Annotated in this window: 20 protein-coding genes and 1 riboswitch; of the genes, 2 read left to right on the forward strand and 18 right to left on the reverse strand. The window is 45.6% G+C overall.

All coding sequences use genetic code 11. The features are described from left to right. Nucleotides 1-6 precede the first annotated feature (6 nt). The 3 genes from KYJ26_RS14195 to KYJ26_RS14205 are packed head-to-tail and all read right to left on the reverse strand — an operon-like array spanning nt 7 to nt 3,141. Nucleotides 7-306 carry a YerC/YecD family TrpR-related protein gene (locus KYJ26_RS14195; RefSeq protein WP_034760840.1) on the reverse strand — a complete coding sequence of 100 codons (300 nt, stop codon included), beginning with the start codon at nt 304-306 and terminating at the stop codon, nt 7-9. Between the two features lie 21 nt (nt 307-327). Next, a complete protein-coding gene (locus KYJ26_RS14200) occupies nt 328-1,362 on the reverse strand; it encodes a DUF3048 domain-containing protein (protein WP_219168075.1) in 1,035 nt (344 codons plus the stop codon). A 39-nt stretch (nt 1,363-1,401) separates the two neighbouring features. Then, nucleotides 1,402-3,141: an adenine deaminase C-terminal domain-containing protein gene (locus tag KYJ26_RS14205; protein ID WP_219168042.1), complete on the reverse strand. Its 1,740-nt coding sequence runs from the start codon at nt 3,139-3,141 to the stop codon at nt 1,402-1,404. A 125-nt stretch (nt 3,142-3,266) separates the two neighbouring features. On the opposite strand from KYJ26_RS14205, the gene KYJ26_RS24235 reads away from it, so the two are divergent. Together KYJ26_RS24235 and KYJ26_RS24380 are read left to right on the forward strand one after the other, a co-directional pair. Further along, nucleotides 3,267-3,734: a YgaP family membrane protein gene (locus KYJ26_RS24235; protein ID WP_219168043.1), complete on the forward strand. Its 468-nt coding sequence runs from the start codon at nt 3,267-3,269 to the stop codon at nt 3,732-3,734. Between the two features lie 157 nt (nt 3,735-3,891). After that, nucleotides 3,892-4,005: an EYxxD motif small membrane protein gene (locus tag KYJ26_RS24380; protein WP_324295670.1), complete on the forward strand. Its 114-nt coding sequence runs from the start codon at nt 3,892-3,894 to the stop codon at nt 4,003-4,005. Here KYJ26_RS24380 and purD read toward each other — a convergent pair. From purD to KYJ26_RS14285, 15 genes are all read right to left on the reverse strand, one after another. Beyond that, nucleotides 3,983-5,257 carry a phosphoribosylamine--glycine ligase gene (purD, locus tag KYJ26_RS14215; RefSeq protein ID WP_219168044.1) on the reverse strand — a complete coding sequence of 425 codons (1,275 nt, stop codon included), beginning with the start codon at nt 5,255-5,257 and terminating at the stop codon, nt 3,983-3,985. The genes KYJ26_RS24380 and purD overlap by 23 nt on opposite strands. A gap of 234 nt (nt 5,258-5,491) precedes the next feature. Then, the gene (gene purH / locus KYJ26_RS14220; RefSeq protein WP_219168045.1) at nt 5,492-7,027 is read right to left on the reverse strand and encodes a bifunctional phosphoribosylaminoimidazolecarboxamide formyltransferase/IMP cyclohydrolase; all 1,536 of its coding nucleotides are present in this window, start codon (nt 7,025-7,027) and stop codon (nt 5,492-5,494) included. A 421-nt stretch (nt 7,028-7,448) separates the two neighbouring features. Then, the gene (gene purN, locus KYJ26_RS14225) at nt 7,449-8,024 is read right to left on the reverse strand and encodes a phosphoribosylglycinamide formyltransferase (RefSeq protein WP_219168046.1); all 576 of its coding nucleotides are present in this window, start codon (nt 8,022-8,024) and stop codon (nt 7,449-7,451) included. 36 nt (nt 8,025-8,060) lie between these two features. Next, nucleotides 8,061-9,089, reverse strand: a complete 1,029-nt coding sequence (gene purM / locus KYJ26_RS14230; RefSeq protein ID WP_219168076.1) for a phosphoribosylformylglycinamidine cyclo-ligase — start codon at nt 9,087-9,089, stop codon at nt 8,061-8,063. 11 nt (nt 9,090-9,100) lie between these two features. Further along, nucleotides 9,101-10,522, reverse strand: a complete 1,422-nt coding sequence (gene purF / locus KYJ26_RS14235) for an amidophosphoribosyltransferase (RefSeq protein ID WP_219168047.1) — start codon at nt 10,520-10,522, stop codon at nt 9,101-9,103. Continuing rightward, a complete protein-coding gene (gene purL, locus KYJ26_RS14240; protein ID WP_219168048.1) occupies nt 10,498-12,732 on the reverse strand; it encodes a phosphoribosylformylglycinamidine synthase subunit PurL in 2,235 nt (744 codons plus the stop codon). The genes purF and purL overlap by 25 nt, the downstream gene beginning before the upstream one ends. Beyond that, nucleotides 12,716-13,402 carry a phosphoribosylformylglycinamidine synthase subunit PurQ gene (gene purQ, locus KYJ26_RS14245; protein WP_219168049.1) on the reverse strand — a complete coding sequence of 229 codons (687 nt, stop codon included), beginning with the start codon at nt 13,400-13,402 and terminating at the stop codon, nt 12,716-12,718. Before purQ ends, purL begins: the two co-directional genes overlap by 17 nt. After that, nucleotides 13,399-13,653: a phosphoribosylformylglycinamidine synthase subunit PurS gene (gene purS, locus KYJ26_RS14250; RefSeq protein ID WP_034760827.1), complete on the reverse strand. Its 255-nt coding sequence runs from the start codon at nt 13,651-13,653 to the stop codon at nt 13,399-13,401. The genes purQ and purS overlap by 4 nt, the downstream gene beginning before the upstream one ends. Further along, nucleotides 13,641-14,366 (reverse strand): phosphoribosylaminoimidazolesuccinocarboxamide synthase, encoded by a 726-nt coding sequence (gene purC / locus KYJ26_RS14255; protein WP_219168050.1) that lies wholly within the window; start codon nt 14,364-14,366, stop codon nt 13,641-13,643. The genes purS and purC overlap by 13 nt, the downstream gene beginning before the upstream one ends. Before the next feature lie 108 nt (nt 14,367-14,474). Continuing rightward, complete coding sequence (gene purB / locus KYJ26_RS14260) at nt 14,475-15,770, reverse strand: adenylosuccinate lyase (RefSeq protein ID WP_219168051.1); 1,296 nt, start codon at nt 15,768-15,770, stop codon at nt 14,475-14,477. Further along, a complete protein-coding gene (purK, locus tag KYJ26_RS14265; RefSeq protein WP_219168052.1) occupies nt 15,767-16,927 on the reverse strand; it encodes a 5-(carboxyamino)imidazole ribonucleotide synthase in 1,161 nt (386 codons plus the stop codon). The genes purB and purK overlap by 4 nt, the downstream gene beginning before the upstream one ends. Continuing rightward, nucleotides 16,914-17,393, reverse strand: coding sequence for a 5-(carboxyamino)imidazole ribonucleotide mutase (gene purE / locus KYJ26_RS14270; RefSeq protein WP_219168053.1), 480 nt, complete (start codon nt 17,391-17,393; stop codon nt 16,914-16,916). Before purE ends, purK begins: the two co-directional genes overlap by 14 nt. A 161-nt stretch (nt 17,394-17,554) precedes the next feature. Continuing rightward, a riboswitch (purine riboswitch) is annotated at nt 17,555-17,656 on the reverse strand. 87 nt (nt 17,657-17,743) lie between these two features. Then, the gene (locus tag KYJ26_RS14275) at nt 17,744-17,944 is read right to left on the reverse strand and encodes an NETI motif-containing protein (RefSeq protein ID WP_219168054.1); all 201 of its coding nucleotides are present in this window, start codon (nt 17,942-17,944) and stop codon (nt 17,744-17,746) included. Continuing rightward, nucleotides 17,941-18,471, reverse strand: a complete 531-nt coding sequence (locus KYJ26_RS14280) for a DUF2179 domain-containing protein (RefSeq protein ID WP_257475055.1) — start codon at nt 18,469-18,471, stop codon at nt 17,941-17,943. Before KYJ26_RS14280 ends, KYJ26_RS14275 begins: the two co-directional genes overlap by 4 nt. A 258-nt stretch (nt 18,472-18,729) precedes the next feature. Further along, entirely contained in the window at nt 18,730-19,380 is a 651-nt protein-coding gene (locus KYJ26_RS14285) for a peroxiredoxin-like family protein (protein WP_219168056.1), read from the reverse strand. Nucleotides 19,381-20,359: the final 979 nt, after the last annotated feature.

The raw sequence follows: 20,359 nt of genomic DNA on the forward strand, positions 1-20,359 counted from the left end.
CTTCTATTATTTTTCTTCCTGATGTACACGATCCAATACTAACTGATATGCATCATTTCCGTAATTCAAACAGCGCTTCACGCGAGAGATCGTTGCGGTACTTGCGCCTGTTTCTGTTTCGATCTTATGATAGGTCTTCCCATCCTGAAGCATGCGTGCAACTTCAAGGCGCTGGGCAAGCGATTGAATTTCGTTAATGGTACAAAGATCATCAAAGAAACGATAGCATTCTTCAAGATCCTGGAGAGAAAGAACAGCGTTGAATAACTGATCCAGCTCCTTGCCTCTTAGTTTATTTATTTGCATTAAAAAGACTCCTTTTTCCTTCTATTCTTGATATGATACGGAACCGGTCAAGCCCGGTGAACTTGGAATGACATTGATCCACGTCGATCCTTTTCGCAGGCTTACAGGTTTTTCATTATCATAAGGAAGTATTCTGCCATTTACATTCTTCCATTGAACCGTACGGAGCTTACCGTCTTGTATCAAGTAAGCATTCCCTCCCGATTCAAAATCTATGTCGCGCCTTCCTGCATCATCGACAATCTTATGTGAAGCTTCTACGATGAAAAGATTTTCGATCAACACGGGATCTTTCGAGTCATAATCGATGGTCTGTTCACCATCTGAATAACGCTCGTATCGTCCCTCTTTTTCGTTATACTCATACACGACGTTGAACAGGGGATTTTGATTATAGGAGATCATCACGGAATTGGCATCTTCACCGTTTATCGTTTCTTTATCACTAAAATGAAGTGCCTCAGGCGGCCGGTTCATTTCAAAGCCGTTCTTATCCGCTCCCTCTTTAATATGTTCGTAGGTGATATACGAATTATGCGGAGCTTTACGGAAGGATGCACGCTTAAACAGCGTCCCGTCATATTGAATTCCGTTCAGATCATCGATATAGCCATTCGTCAGCATTTCCTTCGCCTCAGGGCTGTAGCCGTGTGCGACATACAAACTGTCGTAGCCTTTCGCAAGCTCTATATAGTAATCTCTCGCGCTTCTTACAGGGCCGACTTCTTCCGGCATATGGCTTTGGAAGATGGCCAGGAAGCGGGTGATGTCACCCTCTGCCAATACTTCATATACAATATCCGCCTTGGATAGACCTGATTGAGGACGGGCTTTCGGATGGTTATTCACCATCACAGCCACCGGACGGGCCGTTGACTCCTTTTCTTCTCCTACCCCAGTCAAAGGTGATTGATACATTTCTTCTGTTTCTACGCCTGTCTCTTCTTTCACCACTGGAGTTGCGGCTTCTTTATCAGATTCTTTCTTTATCTCTTTATCTGAACTACATGCGACAAGTGTAAACGAGCTTAGCGCAATGATGAAAGCTCTTTTCATTTTCAGCATGTTTTTGACACCCCTATTTACTTTACTATTTTAACGCATTATTGTTGGAAAGAGTACCGTTTTCTTCATTACATCATAGATTCCCTTTTGTGTCATCCGGATATAAGGGAGATGAGTGGACTGAAGAAACAGTAATGTATAGATTGGATCCGAGAAGCGATAGCCTCTCTCTTTTAATAATCCTTTTAGTGTTTTTTCCTCTTCTATCAGTTCTGGCATCTCTTTCATTGAGAGCAATCCGCTTAAAGGAAGGGGAATGTCGTGCAGGATTTCACCATTTTCTGCAAGGGCGATCCCTCCTCCGATTTCCTTCATACGATTGAAAGCTGCTATCATATCAGCTTTGCTTTTTCCGATCAGGATAATGTCCCCTGTATTGGAATAAGAAGACGCAAAGCCCATGACTCCTCTCGCGAAGCCTTTAATCATGGTGCTGATCCTCCACTTGCCATTCCGGTCCAAGAGCATGAGAAATGATTGATCATGATCGGGATCGAGTAATTCTTCTGACGGATTGATCGAGATGGAATATGGTTTGGTGATAACATCATTTACCATTTCGATTCCAAACGGCATGGAGAATTGCAAGTCGTCATACCCTACTTCCCAATCCAGATTTAATGGGGTAAATCCGTTTTCTCCCCAATTGATTTCTGTGTGTTCCTCCATCTGTTCGCCGTTTTTACGAACCCAGGTTCCCTTTGATAGCACTGAAAGTGGCGTCGGATCATCTTTTGACGAAAGGAAGTTGATATTTGCCACTCTGCCTGTCGCAATCATCCCATGCAGATGGGTGATATTGTAATAATTGGCAACGTTGTAACTCGCCATATTATACGCTTCGATAGGCGGGATGCCTTTATCGATCGCCATTTTGATCATGAAATCCAGTACACCTTTTTCATAGAATCCAGGAGTCGATCCATCCGTCGTGAACAACAGGGAGTCATAGGAATCGATGCCTTTTTCGTTTAGCCCATCTAACAGGACCGGTAAATCAGGCCGGATCGAGGAATGACGCAGAGTGACTGTCAGCCCTTGGATCAGACGTTTGTAAACGTCCTCTCCCGTCATCGCTTCATGGTCGCCATCGATACCTAATAAGCCCAGTTTGGCGATCGTTTTGTCAGATGCCCCAGGGAGATGTCCTTCGACAATTTTCCCCATCCGTTTGGCTTCCTGCATCCAGTGAAGGATCAAGTCATCCCCCTCCAGAAGTCTAGGCCACGCAGTCAATTCGCCGCCTTGTAATACGGAGTCATGTTCGAGCCATGATTTCACTTCCCCATTGGAGAAAGTGACCTCTTCATTCATCATTTCGGTTTGAGAATCAAAGCGTGTCCACCAGTACATCGTCACCGGCATTTTGTTAAATTCCTTCAATAAAGTAAACGCTTTCTTTTTTTCCAATTGTAAAAACATCATAAGGTTATCATTTACGAATGTCGTTGTACCGGTTTGGGATGCATACTTGGAAAAAGATTGGGGATTATAAAGCTGAAACGGATGTACATGCGGTTCTATATATCCAGGGACGAGGTACTGTGACCCGCAGTCCACGATTTCACATTGCTCAAGATTTTCCGGGAGTTGGTCGCCGGTATAGACAATACGGTCACCGTAAACCCAAATATGGCCCTGCACCCACTTCTTCAAAGTCGAGTGAAGGTATGTTGCATTCTTTAAAAGAAGACTGGGAGACAACTCTCCGTTCAGTACTTGTACATGTTCTCGCAGTTGTTTGTTCTTCCATCTGTAGCGCTGCTCCAAAGTGAACACTCCTCTAGTGGAATGGTATTAGTATAAGTTTCATTTTATGTTAACATATTTTACTATTTAACGCATTAAAGGTTTACAACAATTATGTGAATTTTCGATTAAGGAGGAATTTACAAATGAAAGTATCATCGAATATCGGGATTATCAATGCATTGATTCGCATCACGGTTGGTTTTACAATCCTTGCCTGGAGTACGTCAAAGCTTGCACGACGCCCTTGGAGAGATTCCTATCTCGTCATGGCAGTAATCGGTGCCATGAAAGTAGGGGAAGGGATTCTTCGCTATTGTCCTGTCACTGCCCTGTTTGAAAAAAGCGGAGACGGCGGGAATGGAAACGGCGGCTTCGGCGGTTTTAAAGCGAAGGATATGATGAACTTCAAAGACATGCTGAAATCCGACAAGAAAGATCACACTGAACACGGACACCAGCACCAACAAACAAACGAACACCAACAAGACCCAATGAAAAACACCAAAAAAGAAGCCAACTTCAACCCAGAAGAACTCACCAACCAAGAAGTCCAAGAAGCACTAGGCGGTTCAAATGGGGGTAATTCTGGAGGGACGGACCTTCATTCTTAAGGTTCCAGAAGTCTTGGTAGACCCTTAAAACGCCGTAACGTCGGGATTTCTATTGACTATGCACCCGCGAAATAGCAAGATTGCCGAGGTCCGTCCCTCTCTGTTGGACATTCCTCGGCAATCTTGTATCTCTATTGATAAAAAGGAGCTGTTTGTTATGTTTTGGGAATATTTAACGGATATGTCGTATGTCCTGTTTTCGCTTATCGGCGGAATCGTTGCCATCGCTTATGTGTATGTCCGCAAATCTAGGAAGAGACGTGTTCGATAGCTTTCCGGCCGATATCTCTTCTATAGAACAAGCCTTTGAAGTCTGCCTTTCCTAATTCCTTGTACACTTCGGACTGTGCTTTTTCTACAGTCGACGCAGAGGAAGCGACCAATAGCACTCTTCCACCATTTGAGACAAGGGAACCATCTTCTGTTAATTCAGTTCCTGCATGATAAACCAGCGTCTTTTGATCAAGTACGCTTTCAAGATCAGGAAGCGGAATGCCTTTTCCGTATTCACCCGGATATCCTTCTGCTGCCAGAACGACCCCTAGTACTGCATCATCAGACCAGGCCAATTCTACCGGTTTTCCATCAATGATGTCTTTCACTACAAGACCGAAATCAGACGCCAGACGCGGCAGTACAACCTGCGTTTCCGGATCTCCGAATCGGGCGTTGAATTCGATTACTTTGGGACCCTCGTTTGTCAGCATCAGGCCGGCATACAATATCCCAGTAAACGAACGATTCTCCTGGACCATCGCTTTTGCCGTCGGATGAAGCACAGTTGAAATCGCTTCTTGCACAACTTCGTCTGGAATATGAGGTACCGGGGAATAAGCCCCCATCCCGCCTGTATTCGGACCTTGATCACCATCGAAGGCACGCTTATGATCCTGTGCGATGACCATTGGATAAACCGACTCACCATTTACGAAAGCCATGAGTGAAAACTCTTCCCCAAATAAGCATTCTTCGACAACGACTTTTGATGAGGCATCCCCGAATTTCTCATTCAGGAGCATTTCTTCTAATGCGCTGATGGCCTCTTCCTCTGTTTCAGCCACTACGACGCCCTTACCCGCCGCCAGACCATCTGCCTTTACGACGATTGGTGCGCCGACTTCCTTCACGTATTCAATCGCCTGCTCTACGCTTGTGAATACTTCATACGCAGCAGTAGGAATGGCGTACTTCTTCATTAACTCTTTCGAGAAAGATTTACTTCCTTCAATGATCGCCGCTTCCTTCGTAGGACCGAATATGTGCAGTCCTTCCTCCTGGAAACGGTTGACGATCCCATCCAGCAAAGGATTCTCTGGACCTACAAACGTATACGCGATGTCCTCTGTTTTGGCAAATTCAATGAGGTCACTTACGTCGGATTCAGCGTAGGGAAGATTTGTCGCAACGCCAGCGATGCCGGCATTCCCCGGTGCACAGAATACTTCTGTCACACTTTCACTTTCCGCTAATTTCTTGCATATAGCATGCTCGCGACCACCACGGCCGATCACTAATACTTTCATCTTGAGAAAGCCCCCTTTAAAGAAAACCTCTCCTGTTGTGCAGATGAGGAGAGGTTTAGTTGTGAAATGGATTGATTGGACAGGATTCTCACTTAAAGGAGAATCGGAATGAAGGTCCGTCCCTCATATATCTTCTCCCGAACCGGCTAAGCTCCCTTGTAAATCCTTTACCTATAAGGATTTTGCCGTTTATCGCATTGGAACATAGTCAAAACTTGAGGTCCGTCCCTCCTATTAATGTTTGAAGTGACGGATGCCGGTCATGACCATGGTGATGCCGTATTGGTCTGCTTTTTTGATGGAGTCTTCGTCACGGATGGAGCCTCCGGGTTGGATGATGGCGGTGATGCCTGCTTTGGCAGCAGCTTCTACGGTGTCATCCATCGGGAAGAACGCATCGGACGCCATGGCGGCTCCTTTGGCTTTCACTCCTGCCTGCTCAAGTGCAATGTTGGCGGCGCCTACGCGGTTCATCTGACCTGCTCCGACTCCAACGGTCATTTGAGCATTTGTCACAACGATCGCATTGGACTTCACATGCTTCACGACTTTCCAGCCAAGTTTCATGCTGTCCCATTCCGCTTCTGTCGGTTCACGCTTTGTCACGACCCGGAGGTCTGCATCATCAAGGGTGAACGTGTCATCAGCCTGAACTAATAATCCACCTTCAACCGTTGTTAACTTACGCTCGATTTTGTTCGTGGATTCAAATGGGACCGTCAGTAATCGGATGTTCTTCTTGCCTGAAAGGATTTCAAATGCTTCATCACTGAATGCTGGAGCTATGACGATCTCAAGGAAGATTTCATGAAGCTGTCTAGCTGTTTCCTCATCCACTATACGATTCAGGGCAACGATCCCACCGAAGATGGAAGTGGAATCCGCTTCATAGGCTTTCGAGAATGCCTCATTGATTGTAGAGCCGACACCCACCCCACAAGGATTCATATGTTTCACTGCAACGGCCGCAGGTTCCGTAAACTCTTTGACGATTTGAAGAGCAGCATTCGCATCATTGATATTATTATACGAAAGCTCCTTTCCGTGCAGCTGTCGAGCCATCGCCACTGAAAATTCAGATCCAAGTGGCGCGCGGTAGAATGAAGCCTGCTGATGTGGATTCTCCCCATAACGGAGCGTCTGCTTCAATTCATACGTTCTTGTAAAGCGCTCAGGATTCTCTTCACCTGAAACGTCTGTCATATATTCAGCGATAAACGCATCGTAAGCAGCTGTATGGCGGAATACTTTTGCAGCCAATTTACGGCGTTTTTCAAGAGGTAATTCACCTTGAAGCTTTAACTCGGCAATCACATCATCGTAGTCCAATGAGTCAACAACGACCGTCACATATTGATGATTTTTCGCAGCCGCACGCAGCATCGTCGGTCCGCCGATATCGATGTTCTCAATCGCTTCTTCTACACCGACATTCGGCTTTGCAATCGTTTGTTGGAACGGATAAAGGTTGACACAAACGAGGTCGATTCCTTCGATCCCTTGTTCCTGAAGCTGCTTGCGATGACTTTCTTCGCCACGCTTTGCGAGTAATCCACCATGGATGTTAGGGTGCAGGGTCTTTACGCGCCCTTCAAGAATTTCTGGAAACCCGGTTACTTCTTCCACTCCCATGACCTCTACATCATTTTCTAAAAGAAGCTTCTTCGTCCCGCCAGTCGAGATGATCTCATACCCTAATGTCTTTAATTCCTTCGCAAATTCGATGACTCCGCTTTTATCTGAAACACTGATCAATGCTCTCTTTTTCAATGTCTGATCCTCCTCTGCCTGTTGTAATGCTGATTTTATTTCATTATGTTTGGAGATGGATTTGAGGGTTTTATGGTGTAAAAGTGTTTGGGTGGTGGTTAGTAGTTTTGATTTTCCACCTGATCTGATGGTGTTTTGATAGGCAGTTTGGTAGCTGTTATGCCGTTTTGGAGTGAACTTGTACCACTTTAAGGCGAACTCGTGCCACTTACGGACAGACTTGTGCCACTTTCACCCGAACTCGTGCCATTTTCGAACAAACTTGTACAACTCCCAACCTCTACTCCCAATCACACCCCTGCTACACACCAATTCATACCGCATCTCTACACATACCCTGCCCAAATCCAAGGTCCGTCCCTCATCACTTTACCACACTACCAAGATAAAGCAACCGAGAACCAACCTCTCCCCACCGGGTTTAGTGACCCGTGGTGAGGAAGAGGTGGTTCAGGGTGTTTGGGTATAGATGGTGTTCGACATGCTGGATTTTGTCCTGCAGCGACTGCCTGGTTTCACCCGTTGTGACACGGACAATCTCCTGTGCGATGATTTCACCTGTGTCCATGCCTGCGTCTACGAAGTGAACCGTGACACCGGTGATTTTCACCCCTCCTTCGATGGCTTGTCCGATGGCATCCGTCCCTGGAAAAGAAGGAAGGAGTGACGGATGGATATTCACGATCCTCCCACCGAAGCTTTCGAGAAGAGTTGGACCGATCAATCTCATATACCCTGCTAATACAATAAAATCAACACCCAAATGAGCAAGCTCATTTAGGATTTCCTGTTCAAAAGCCTGCTTGTTCTCATAGTCCTTTGCCCGAAAGACGAAGGTCGGGATTCCTGCAGTTTGGGCGCGGTGAATGACAAACGCGCCCGGCTGATCACATACAAGAAGCCTGATATTCGCTTTCAGGGTTCCGCTTTGTACAGCGTCTACTAGTGCTTGAAAATTACTTCCGCTTCCTGATGCAAAAATGGCAATCTGTCTCATGACTCGCCCCCGTTATTGACATGCTCATCCTTATTCTCAACGAACAAAGCTAACCCCTGTTCCTTTCGAAACGCGTCCAATGATAAAGGCGTCTTCTCCCTGTTCATTGAAGAATCGAAGAATGTCTTCTGCTTGGTCTTCCTCTACAGCTAACACAAATCCAATCCCCATGTTGAAAATGTTGTACATTTCACTGCGCGGAATGTCGCCATAATGCTCAAGGGCAGGGAAAATGCTTGGAATATCCCAGCTGCCTTCCTTTATCTCTGCTTGCAACCCATCGGGCAGCATCCGTGGGATATTCTCGATGAAACCTCCGCCCGTAATATGGGACATCCCCTTAATAGAGAATTGTTTAAGCGCCGCTAATACCGGCTTCACATAAATTTTTGTCGGTGTAAGCAGGGCCTCACCTAATGTGGTCCCGATTTCAGGGAGTGATTCTTCCAAAGAAAACGACTGATCTTCGAAGAATACTTTCCTCACCAAGGAGTACCCATTACTGTGTATACCACTGGACCCCAGTCCGACTAACACATTTCCTTCAGAAATTTGTTCGCCTGTGATGATCTCTTTTTTTTCACAGGCACCTACAGCGAAGCCGGCGATATCATATTCTTCATCTGAGTACATACCCGGCATCTCGGCAGTTTCTCCGCCGATCAGTGCACAGCCCGCTGTTTCACATCCGTCCGCAATTCCTTTTACAATACCTTCTATCTTCTCCGGGAGAGCTTTCCCGGTCGCTATATAGTCTAAGAAATACAGTGGTTCCGCTCCTTGAACGACAATGTCATTCACGCACATGGCCACACAATCGATCCCGATCGTATCGTGTTTGTCTGCCATGAAGGCAAGCTTCAGCTTCGTTCCAACTCCATCTGTACCAGAGACGAGAACCGGTTCACTCAAGTTCAAGGAAGATAAATCGAACATTCCTCCAAAGCTGCCCAGCTGGCCGAGAACACCTTCACGGGCCGTTCGTTTTACATGCTTTTTGATCCGGTCGACGGATTCGTATCCTGCTTCGATATCTACTCCTGCCTGACGATACGCATTTGCCATCATGATTCCCCCTATTTCACTAACTCTTTTTCATGTGGATGAAGTGTATCCGGGTAGATCTCAGTAGGATACTTTCCTGTAAAGCAAGCCATGCATTGCCCGCGGTTTTCCGATGAATCCTCACGGCCGATGGCTTTGATCACGCCTTCCGGACTCAAGAATGTCAGGGAGTCCGCTCCGATGATCTGACGCATTTCCTCCACTGAGTTGGAAGAGGCGATCAGTTCTTCATGAGTCGAAGTATCAATGCCATAGAAGCAAGGGTTCTTGATCGGCGGTGAGCTGATGCACACATGCACTTCCTTCGCTCCCGCTTCCTTCAGCATGGTGACGATCCGCTTCGACGTTGTTCCCCGGACGATGGAATCGTCGACCATAACGACGCGCTTGCCTTCAACCACTCCCCTTACAGGAGAAAGCTTCATCTTCACACCCTGCTCGCGAAGAGATTGAGAAGGCTGAATGAATGTGCGACCTACGTAACGATTCTTGATCAATCCCATTTCATACGGGATCCCTGAAGCTTCCGCATAGCCGATGGCACTTGAAATGCTGGAATCCGGAACACCCGTTACAACGTCCGCTTCGATTGGTGCTTCATTCGCCAGTTCCATCCCCATCCGCTTTCTCGCGGAATGTACGTTGATTCCCTGGATATTGCTGTCCGGTCTTGAGAAGTATACGTATTCCATCGTACACATCGCATTCCCGCCTGAAAAACTAAACCGTTCTGAGGTCAATCCCTCATCATTGATGATCACAAGCTCCCCTGGCTCTATATCACGTACAAATTCAGCTCCAACGATATCAAAGGCACATGTCTCTGACGCAACACAGTAAGCATCCCCAAGCTTACCGAGAGATAATGGACGAAGACCGTGTGGATCAAGCGCCACCATCATCTCTGTTTCTGTCATGACGACAAACGCATATGCGCCTTTCAACATCGTCAGCGCGTTTTTCACGCGATCTTTCAGATTAAAGTACCCGCTTCTTTTGATTAAGTGAGCCAGCACTTCTGTATCCGAGCTCGTTTGAAAAATACTCCCCTGACCTTCAAGCTGATGCTTCAAGGCGTTCGCATTGACGAGATTCCCGTTATGGGCAAGAGCAAGACTTCCGCTCTGGGAATTGAAGAGAAGAGGCTGAACATTCTCGTAACCTCCACCTCCAGCCGTCGCATAGCGCACGTGACCAATGGCCGAATCCCCCTCAAGCTTCTCGATCGTCCCTTCCTGGAACACTTCCGTTACGAGGCCTTCCCCTTTTAAGCAACGTAACGTATCACCGTCAGAAACGACAATTCCCGTTCCCTCTTGACCTCTATGCTGCAGACTATGAAGTCCGTAATACGTAATTTGTGCGGCATTGGGATGTCCCCAGATCCCGAATACGCCACATTCTTCGTTTAAACCTTTGATTTCAGCAGGCATGGGATCGCTCCTTTCCAAGCTGACTCCAATTCTTCTACAGATGCATGTAAAATGACGTCTCCATTTTCTGATGTCACCTTGATTGCTCCAAGATCACTTACATTACCAATGACTTTCGCTTCTGGAACCAATTTCTCAAACTCAGTCTTGTGTTCCGCTTTAACTGATACGATGAATCTCGATTGAGTTTCACTGAAAAGGTCAGCCACAGAATGATCTCCAGAAACCATAACGTTTGCTCCCAATCCTTTTGTTCCAAAAGTCGATTCTGCAAGAGCAACGGCGACCCCACCTTCAGCGATATCATGTGCAGATGCCACTAGACCTTTTTGAATCGCTTCTAACAGCTGCATTTGGCGGCGAAGCTCTGTCTGCAAATCAATCGTAGGTGCCTGACCGAAGATTTTTCCTTCCGTCAGTTTTTGAAGCTCGCTTCCGCCAAATTCTTCACGGGTTTCACCGATGACATAAATAGAATCTCCGGCTTCCTTGAAGCTTTGAGTCGTAATATGATCGATGTCCTCAATCAGGCCGACCATCCCCACTACAGGTGTTGGATAAACCGCCGTCCCCATTGATTCATTGTATAAGGACACATTTCCCCCGATGACTGGAGTCGACAGCTCACGACAAGCTTCACTCATCCCGTCAACCGACTTCTCGATCTGCCAGAAGATTTCCGGTTTCTCCGGATTTCCGAAGTTTAAGCAGTCTGTAATTGCAAGTGGGATCGCTCCTGAACACACAATGTTACGGGCCGCTTCTGCTACAGCGATCTTTCCTCCGACCTCGGGATCCAGGTACAAGTAACGGGAATTACAATCCGTTGTCATGGCAAGTGCTTTTCTCGTACCGCGTACACGTACGACCGCTGCATCAGAACCAGGACTGACAACCGTACTCGTTCTCACCTGATGATCATATTGATCATATACCCATTCCTTACTTGCGATCGTTGGCTGCTGTAACAATGCCTTAAGCGTTTCTTTATAATCTTCCACCTTTGGAGCAGGCGTTTCCATTGCTTGAAATTCTTTATAGTAAGCCGCTTCTTGAGAAGGCTTGTGATAAACAGGCGCCTCTTCAGCCAGTGCATCGACCGGCACATCTGCGACAACTTCACCTTTGTGAAGAAGTCGAAGGCGTTTATCATCTGTTACCTTCCCGATGGAAACCGCTTCTAAATCATATTTTGAAAAAAGATCAACGATTTCCTGTTCACGACCCTTTTCCACCACGATCAACATACGTTCCTGAGATTCTGACAGCATCATTTCATACGCCGTCATGCCCCTTTCACGCTGTGGTACAAGATCAAGGTCCATTTCGATCCCAGATCCCGCTTTACTTGCCATCTCCGCTGATGAACTTGTAAGACCAGCCGCTCCCATATCCTGAATGCCGACAAGGGCATCGTTCTGAACAAGCTCCAGACATGCTTCAAGTAGTAATTTTTCCATGAATGGATCTCCCACCTGAACCGCAGGGCGCTTCTCTTCTGATCCTTCATTTAACTCCTCGGATGCAAAGGTGGCTCCGTGAATACCGTCACGACCAGTTTTCGCTCCGACGTACATGACGGTATTGCCGACACCGTGTGCCTGACCCTTCTTAATATCCTTATGGTCGATCAACCCTACACACATGGCGTTTACAAGGGGATTTCCTTCGTAGGAAGCATCAAATTGAACTTCCCCGCCGACCGTCGGGATCCCGATACAGTTACCGTATCCCGCGATACCCGCTACGACTTCTTTAAATAGATACTGAACACGAGGAGAATCCAACTCTCCAAAGCGTAAAGAGTTGAGGAGTGCGACAGGTCTTGCCCCCATCGAGAATACGTCTCGTATAATACCCCCGACACCCGTTGCCGCTCCTTGATAAGGCTCGATGGCTGACGGATGATTGTGACTCTCGATTTTGAACACCACTGCTTGATCATCGCCAATATCAACAATCCCAGCTCCTTCTCCAGGCCCTTGAAGAACGCGTTCACCTGTCGTTGGGAACTTCATCAGTACAGGCTTCGAATTTTTATAGCTGCAATGCTCTGACCACATAACAGAGAAAAGACCGGTCTCTGTGTAGTTCGGCGTTCTTCCGAGGATGTTTTCCACCATTGAAAATTCTTCGTCTGTTAAACCCATCTCACGATAAAGCTGCTCTTCTTTCACTTGTGTTGAAGTTGGTTCAAGCATTAACGACATGTTTTTCCCTCCAGTGTTTCACAATCGATTGAAATAGTTTCTTCCCGTCTTCACTACCTAGTAAAGTGTCCATGGCGCGTTCCGGATGAGGCATCATTCCAAGGACATTTCCTGCTTTATTGGTGATTCCTGCAATATTTTCCACGCTTCCGTTCGGGTTTTCATCCGTATACGTGAAGACAATTTGATTGTTTTCCTTCAGTGTGTTCATGGTTTCTTCATCACAGAAGTAATTTCCTTCGCCATGTGCAATCGGAATTTGAATCACATCATTTTTCTCATAACCATTGGTGAACATCGTTTCATTATTCTCAACGGTTAACGGCACGGTTTTACAAATGAATTTCAAGCTGTCATTCCGGCGCATGGCCCCTGGCAGTAGTCCTGTTTCAAGTAGAACCTGAAATCCGTTGCACACACCAAGAACCGGCTTTCCTTGCTCTGCCGCCTTCACGACCTCTTTCATCACGTTCGAGAAACGGGCAATTGCCCCTGAACGAAGGTAATCCCCGTACGAGAATCCTCCTGGTAATAGAATCGCATCATAGTCTTCCAGATTATCAGCATCGTGCCAAACGTAGTCCACTTCTTCACCGATTTCATCCTTTATCGCATGGTACATATCGATGTCACAGTTAGAGCCTGGGAATACAATTACTGCAAACTTCATTGAGCGACACTCTCCTCGATTTCATATCGGTAATCCTCGATGACAGGGTTGGCAAGTAATCGATGACACATCTCTTCAACCGTCGCTTCCACGTTTTCAACTGATGATGGAAGAGTCAACTCCATATACTTCCCTACGCGCACATCTTCAACACTTTTGAATTCCATTGAATGCAGCGCCTGTTTCACAACACTTCCTTGAGGATCTAATACACTTTCTCTTAATGTGATATAAACCTTTACTTTGTACATAGTTTGTTTCCTCCTAAGCGTTCTAAAATGATTGAGTATACTTCTGTTAAACTGCCAATATCTCTTCTGAAAACATCTTTATCAAGCTTCTGGTTCGTTTCTGCATCCCATAATCGGCATGTGTCTGGTGAGATTTCATCCCCTAATAGAATCGCTCCATGACGGTCTTTACCAAACTCCAATTTGAAATCGACAAGCGTGACTCCCGCTTCCTTGAAAATCCCTTGAAGGACTTCATTCACTCCGAGTGCCATCTCTCTGATCTCGGCACGTTCTTCCCGTGACGCGATCTCCAGGAAATCAATATGATCATCGGTGATCAGTGGATCTCCCAAATCATCGTCTTTATAGTAAAATTCGATGATCGGCTTTTGAAGGGGTGTCCCCTCTTCTTTTCCAAGCCGTTTTGACAGACTTCCTGCAATCACATTCCGAACCACGACTTCAAGTGGAATGATCCTTACACGTTTGACCAGCTGCTCATCCTCTGAAATCTGTTTAATAAAGTGACTCTGTATCCCTTTTTCAGCAAGCTTCGAAAATAGCAAGCTTGAAATCTTATTATTTAAAACCCCTTTGCCATCGATATCCGCTTTCTTCTCCCCATTGAAAGCAGTGGCAGAATTCTTATACTGAATCCAAACAACTTCTTCATCGTTCGTTTCGAAGATCTGCTTAGCTTTTCCTTCATATAAAAGTGTTCCTTTTTCCATATGAAATCCCCCTGTTCGTTGAAAATTGCCAATCTTCAGTCTATATTTTCATAAAAAAAGGAAGGGATTCCGTTAAAAACCCCTGCCTTATTCATTTGTCAGAAGGACTTATACCAAGCCGCAACGTTCAAAGATTGTATCCACATGTTTTAAGTGATAGTTGTAATCGAAGCAGTCATCAATGTCAGCCGGCGACAGCTTGGACGTGATGGTTTCATCCTCCTCGATAAGTGAACGGAAGGCCACTTGCTTCTCCCACGCTTCCATTGCTTTCGGTTGAACCGTATCATACGCTTCCTCACGGGTCATACCTTTATCGATAAGAGCGAGAAGGACACGTTGCGAGTAGATCAAGCCAAGTGTACGATCCATATTGCGCTGCATATTCTCAGGGAAGACCGTTAGATTCTTGATAATATTGCCGAAACGGTTCAGCATATAATTAAGGGCGATCGTCGCATCCGGCAGGATTACACGCTCTGCGGATGAGTGAGAGATATCACGCTCATGCCATAGCGGCACATTTTCATACGCTGTCATCATGTATCCTCTGATCACGCGTGCCATTCCCGTCATGTTCTCAGAACCGATTGGGTTACGCTTATGTGGCATCGCTGACGATCCTTTTTGACCCTTTGCGAAGAACTCTTCCACTTCACGTGTTTCACTCTTCTGAAGACCACGGACCTCAACGGCGAACTTCTCGATAGACGTCGCAATCAGGGCAAGTGTCCCCATGTAATGAGCATGGCGATCACGCTGAAGTGTTTGTGTAGAAACCGGCGCAGGCTTGATACCAAGCTTTTCACACACGTAAGACTCAACAAAAGGATCGATATTCGCATACGTTCCAACCGCTCCTGAGATCTTACCAAATTCCACTCCATCAGCAGCCGCTTTGAATCGTTCTACGTTACGCTTCATCTCTTCATACCACAGGGCAAGCTTCAAACCGAACGTTGTAGGCTCAGCGTGAACACCGTGCGTACGTCCCATCATGACCGTATGCTTATGCTCGATCGCCTTGTTCTTTAAGATTTCTACGAAGCGTTCCAAGTCTTTAAGAATGATCTCGTTCGCCTGCTTTAATTGATACGAAAGGGCGGTGTCCACAACGTCTGTTGATGTCAGTCCGTAATGAACCCATTTTCTTTCTTCCCCAAGCGTTTCAGAAACCGCTCGTGTGAAGGCTACTACATCGTGACGCGTTTCTTCTTCGATTTCTTTAATGCGATCAACATTGAATCCAGCGTTCTCACGGATCTTTGCAACATCCTCTTTCGGAATGTCCCCTATTTCAGCCCAAGCTTCACAAGCCAGGATTTCTACTTCAAGCCAAGCTTGAAAACGATTTTCCTCTGTCCAAATTGCTCCCATTTCAGGGCGTGTATAACGTTCTATCATACCAGTCGTCCTCCGATCTTTTCTTGCACCTTCCAAATCCCTGCTTCATTTATGTTAGACAATGTCTCTTCGATATCGTTGGATAATAGGGTGACATGCCCCATCTTGCGTTTCGGCTTCGGTACATCCTTACCGTACAGATGAATAAACCAGTCAGGGTGCTTTGGAACAGCCTTCATAATAGGCTCGATATGCTCTCCTAATAGATTAACCATCACAGCGTCCTTTAATAAGGTCGGTTGAACAAGCGGCCAGTTGCAAACAGCTTTGATATGCTGGGCGAATTGAGAGAAATCACATGCTTCGATTGAGTAGTGACCTGAATTATGAGGCCTTGGAGCCAGTTCATTGATGTAGATATCTCCGTCTGCTGTCAGAAACATTTCAATCGCAAGCGTCCCGACAAGGTCAAGCGTCTCACTGATTCTCTTTGCCATCTCGATCGCTTTACCTGCTGTTTCTTCACTTACCCTCGCTGGTGCAATGGTTTCATGAAGGATATTATCAACATGAATGTTTTCCACTACCGGAAAGTTCGTCTGTTGTCCATCGGGGTTTCGCGTCATGATCACGGATAGCTCTTTTTCAAAAGGAATCCATTTCTCCAGCACGCATGGGCCATTCTCCAATAAAGCAGCCGCTTCTTCTATCTCGACCGCTTCCCGGATCACATATTGTCCCTTCCCGTCATAACCGCCTCTTGCTGTTTTTAATACTACTGGATAGCCAAGCTTTTCTATATTATCATAGATGTCCCTCTGTTGTTTAATCACAGCATAAGGAGCCACTTCCACCCCTGCAAACGTAAGGGCTTCCTTTTCCATGATGCGGTCCTGAGTAATACGGATCAGCTCTGCACCTTGAGGTAAATAGGCACGCTCAGACAACCATTTCAGCGCTTCATAATCAATATTTTCGAATTCATATGTAATCACATCACACTCTTCCGCCAGCCTGTACAAAGCGTCATACTGATCGAAGCCTGCCGTGATCACAAGATCTGCCACCTGTGCACATGGTGAGTCCGGTGAAGGATCCAATACAGCTACTCGAAAGCCTCTTGCTTTCGCATCCAGAGCCATCATCCTGCCAAGCTGTCCGCCTCCAATGATCCCGATCATCTGTCCTGGTAAAATCGTCTTCTTATTCAAGGTCATCACTGCTTTCCATCACTTTTTCCCTTAGTGCGTTCCTTCTAATTTCAAGCGTCTCAGCCAATTCTTGATCTTCAACTGAAAGGATCTGTGCGGCAAGGAGTCCGGCATTGGTTGCTCCTGCTTTCCCGATTGCTACCGTCGCAACGGGCACTCCGCCCGGCATTTGCACGATCGATAACAGTGAATCCATTCCATTCAATGCCTTCGATTGTACCGGAACCCCGATCACAGGCAATGTGGTTTTCGCTGCCACCATTCCCGGTAAATGGGCAGCTCCTCCTGCACCTGCTATGATCACTTTCACTCCGCGGGCTCTTGCACCTTCTGCAAATTCAAACATATAATCAGGTGTCCTGTGAGCCGATACCACCTGTTTCTCAAACGGAACCTCAAGCTCCTCCAATACCTCACACGCATGCTTCATTGTTTCCCAGTCCGATGTACTTCCCATGATCACTGAAATCATAATGGTGACAGGCACCTCCCGTAGTCTACCGAATCCCCGCTAACAAAAAATACCCAGATCAATTGTTCTCTACTTTACTTGAGAGAAAGCAATTGATCTGGGTATTTTACAGAGAATGGTCCTATCGATCAGGGTAAGGTCCACACCATGAGATCTGCATCCAGACATCTACTTTCCCTCATAGTCCGACCATTTACGGTAGTCAGGTAGAGACTCATGGGCCATATTCCCATTATTATATGAGGGTATTCGGTTTATTTGTCTCCATCATAACGTGATATGAAGACCCTGTCAACGAATAATCGAACGATAATAAAAGTCTGAAAATTAATGTTCGGATTTGAAGCGCTTCACTCCTCGATCCTCTTCCCTTCAAAGACAATTGTCTGCCTTATAGGGACATACTCCGTTTTATTTCCTTCTTTCTGTTCTTCAAAAACCGGCTTTTCCATCCGCCTGACCGGCATATAGCCCATTTCCTTCATACGATCAAGGCAATCTGCAATACTCTCATTTTCCTGCACTTCGAATAATAACTTCTTTTTACTCATTCTTTTAATTTTCCTTTGCGTATATTTCGCACCGTCTTCACCCAGAACCCGCCGTGAATCGCTTTCGGTTCATAGGCAATGATAAATGCTTTCGGATCAAGCTCCTTAATTGTATCATACAGCTTCATCTCATACTTCCGAGGCGTCAGGATCTGCAGAGCCATCCGGTTCCCCTCAAGACCATTCGCCTCCCAGTTCGTCACCCCGTACCCACGGGTACGAAGCTCATTCGGAAGCGCCTTATCATACTCCTTCGTAATCACATTCACCGTAATATAACCAAGAGCAAGCTTCTCCTCGATCTTCATTCCGACAATGACACCAATACCATATCCGACTGCATACGCAATCAAGTTCTGGATCTCATTCAGATTGTCCAACACAAGCCCAAGACCCACAACATAAATGACCACCTCAAACGTACTCACAAATGCCGCAAAATAACGATACCCCTTCAACGTCAGAATCATTCTTATCGTAAAAAATGATACATACACGATATTAATCAATAAAATAATGATGACCATCATCACACTGTTCTCTAACACCTGGATGCTCCTCTCTTCACTACTACCTGTAGTATGCTCAAATTAAGTTCCTATTTTACTAGAAAAAATCGAGAATATGAACCACTTCAGGAAGAATTATAAGTGAATATTAGATGACAATTTCTAGAAAATTAAAAGTTCTACTTATTGTCTTTCCTATTTTGGAAGAGTTAAAACAAAAAAAGCTTTATGGCCGCTTATTAAAAGCAGCCATAAAGCCGTCTTGCGTTTCAAAACTTAAAGAGTTTTTAACTTCTCAACCACTTCAGAAGGTTCTACACGATCTTTGTAATCGGCTTTCGTATATTCGTATGCGATCGTTCCATCCTGCTGGATGATATACGTCGTGGAAACAGGAAGCGTCCAGGAATCACTGTCGTTCGCTTTCTCAAGATCGAGCCCCTTTTCCTTATAGATGTCTACGAGGTAAGGAGGCAGTTTGTAAACAAGCTTGTATTCATCAGCCACTTGATTACCTTCATCACTCAGCACAAAGTAATCGAGCTCATTTTTTTCCTTAGTCGAAAGGGAAGCATCTGGCGTTTGTGGACTGATTGCTACAAGTTCGGCGCCAGTGGCTTTGATGTCTTCCATCAGCTGTTGGTAGGCACGTAGCTCCATGTTGCAATATGGGCACCAACCGCCACGGTAGAACGTCAGGATGACTGGACCTTGGCCTAGGATCTCACTTAGTTTCACCTCTTTGCCTGAAGCATCGGGTAATGTGAAGTCTGGTGCTTTGTCTCCTACGCGGAGACCTTTGCCTTCTTCTGAGTTCTCGAGCTCCGTGATGGCTTCTGTCATTTTGTTCTGCGTTTCCTGAGGGGTTTTCTCTTTGAATTTAGCGATGTATTCGTTGTATTGTTCGCGCATGTTTGTTGTTGTCATTTAGATGACCTCCTTTTGGGGTTTGGGTTTAGTATATAGGGGTTGTGGGTGAGGAGGAAAGGGATGTGCTTCGGGAGTGGGTTTGATTGGTTTGGTGCGTTTGGGTATGGATTTAGATATGGATATGATTGTGAATCATTGAACAAATTTCATTACCATGAGACGTAATATTGTATAATTGCTAGATTGCTATTCTGTTTTTATAAAATGAGTCTATTTTTCTTTTAGATTTGTTACATTTGAGACCATTTTGGATGAAAGTCTTGGATGGAGGGAAGAGATTGGCAGGAAGGGCGACTATATTTATAGAAAAGGCCAGTTGTGTTGGAAGAATTGCGTCATTTTTAGGCTTGATCGCGTCATTTTTTTATTTATTGCGTCATTTCCAGAGATAATTGCGTCATTTTTTTGTTTTATGCGTATTTTTCCAATTAGTACCTTTCGTCCACTTGGTCAATCATTATTAAATCAACCATATTCTATTAATAGTGAGCGGCTAATTTATTTGTGTATTTCCCTGATATAAATGATAGTGTATTGACCATTTTCCTGGCTCCACTCCGCTTTTAGAAGAATTGATGGTTTGGATGAGTATAGTCGTCCTAGATAGCACCTGGTGCTTCTGTTTAGATTGCTTCTGAAAAAGAATCGTGCGGGATATGAATGAAATCATGCCGAATTCCTGATTATCGTGCGGGAATTCTTTTTTTAAAGGCCCTATTGTGATTTATCATGCGAGATATCAGATAATCATGCCAAGATGTCGAATTTTCTTTATGTTGAAAAGGGGCATCACACTTCTCATCCAAATAAGTCCATATTCTGCAACAGGCAGTAGTTTCGCCTTTAACTTAGAAACATTTTTAAACAAAAAAAAGAGCAACTCCCAATGAGCTACTCTTTCATCTATTTGCCTGGCGACGTCCTACTCTCACAGGGGGAGATCCCCCAACTACCATCGGCGCTGAAGAGCTTAACT

This window comes from Rossellomorea orangium (genome assembly GCF_019334305.1).
Lineage (GTDB): Bacteria > Bacillota > Bacilli > Bacillales > Bacillaceae_B > Rossellomorea.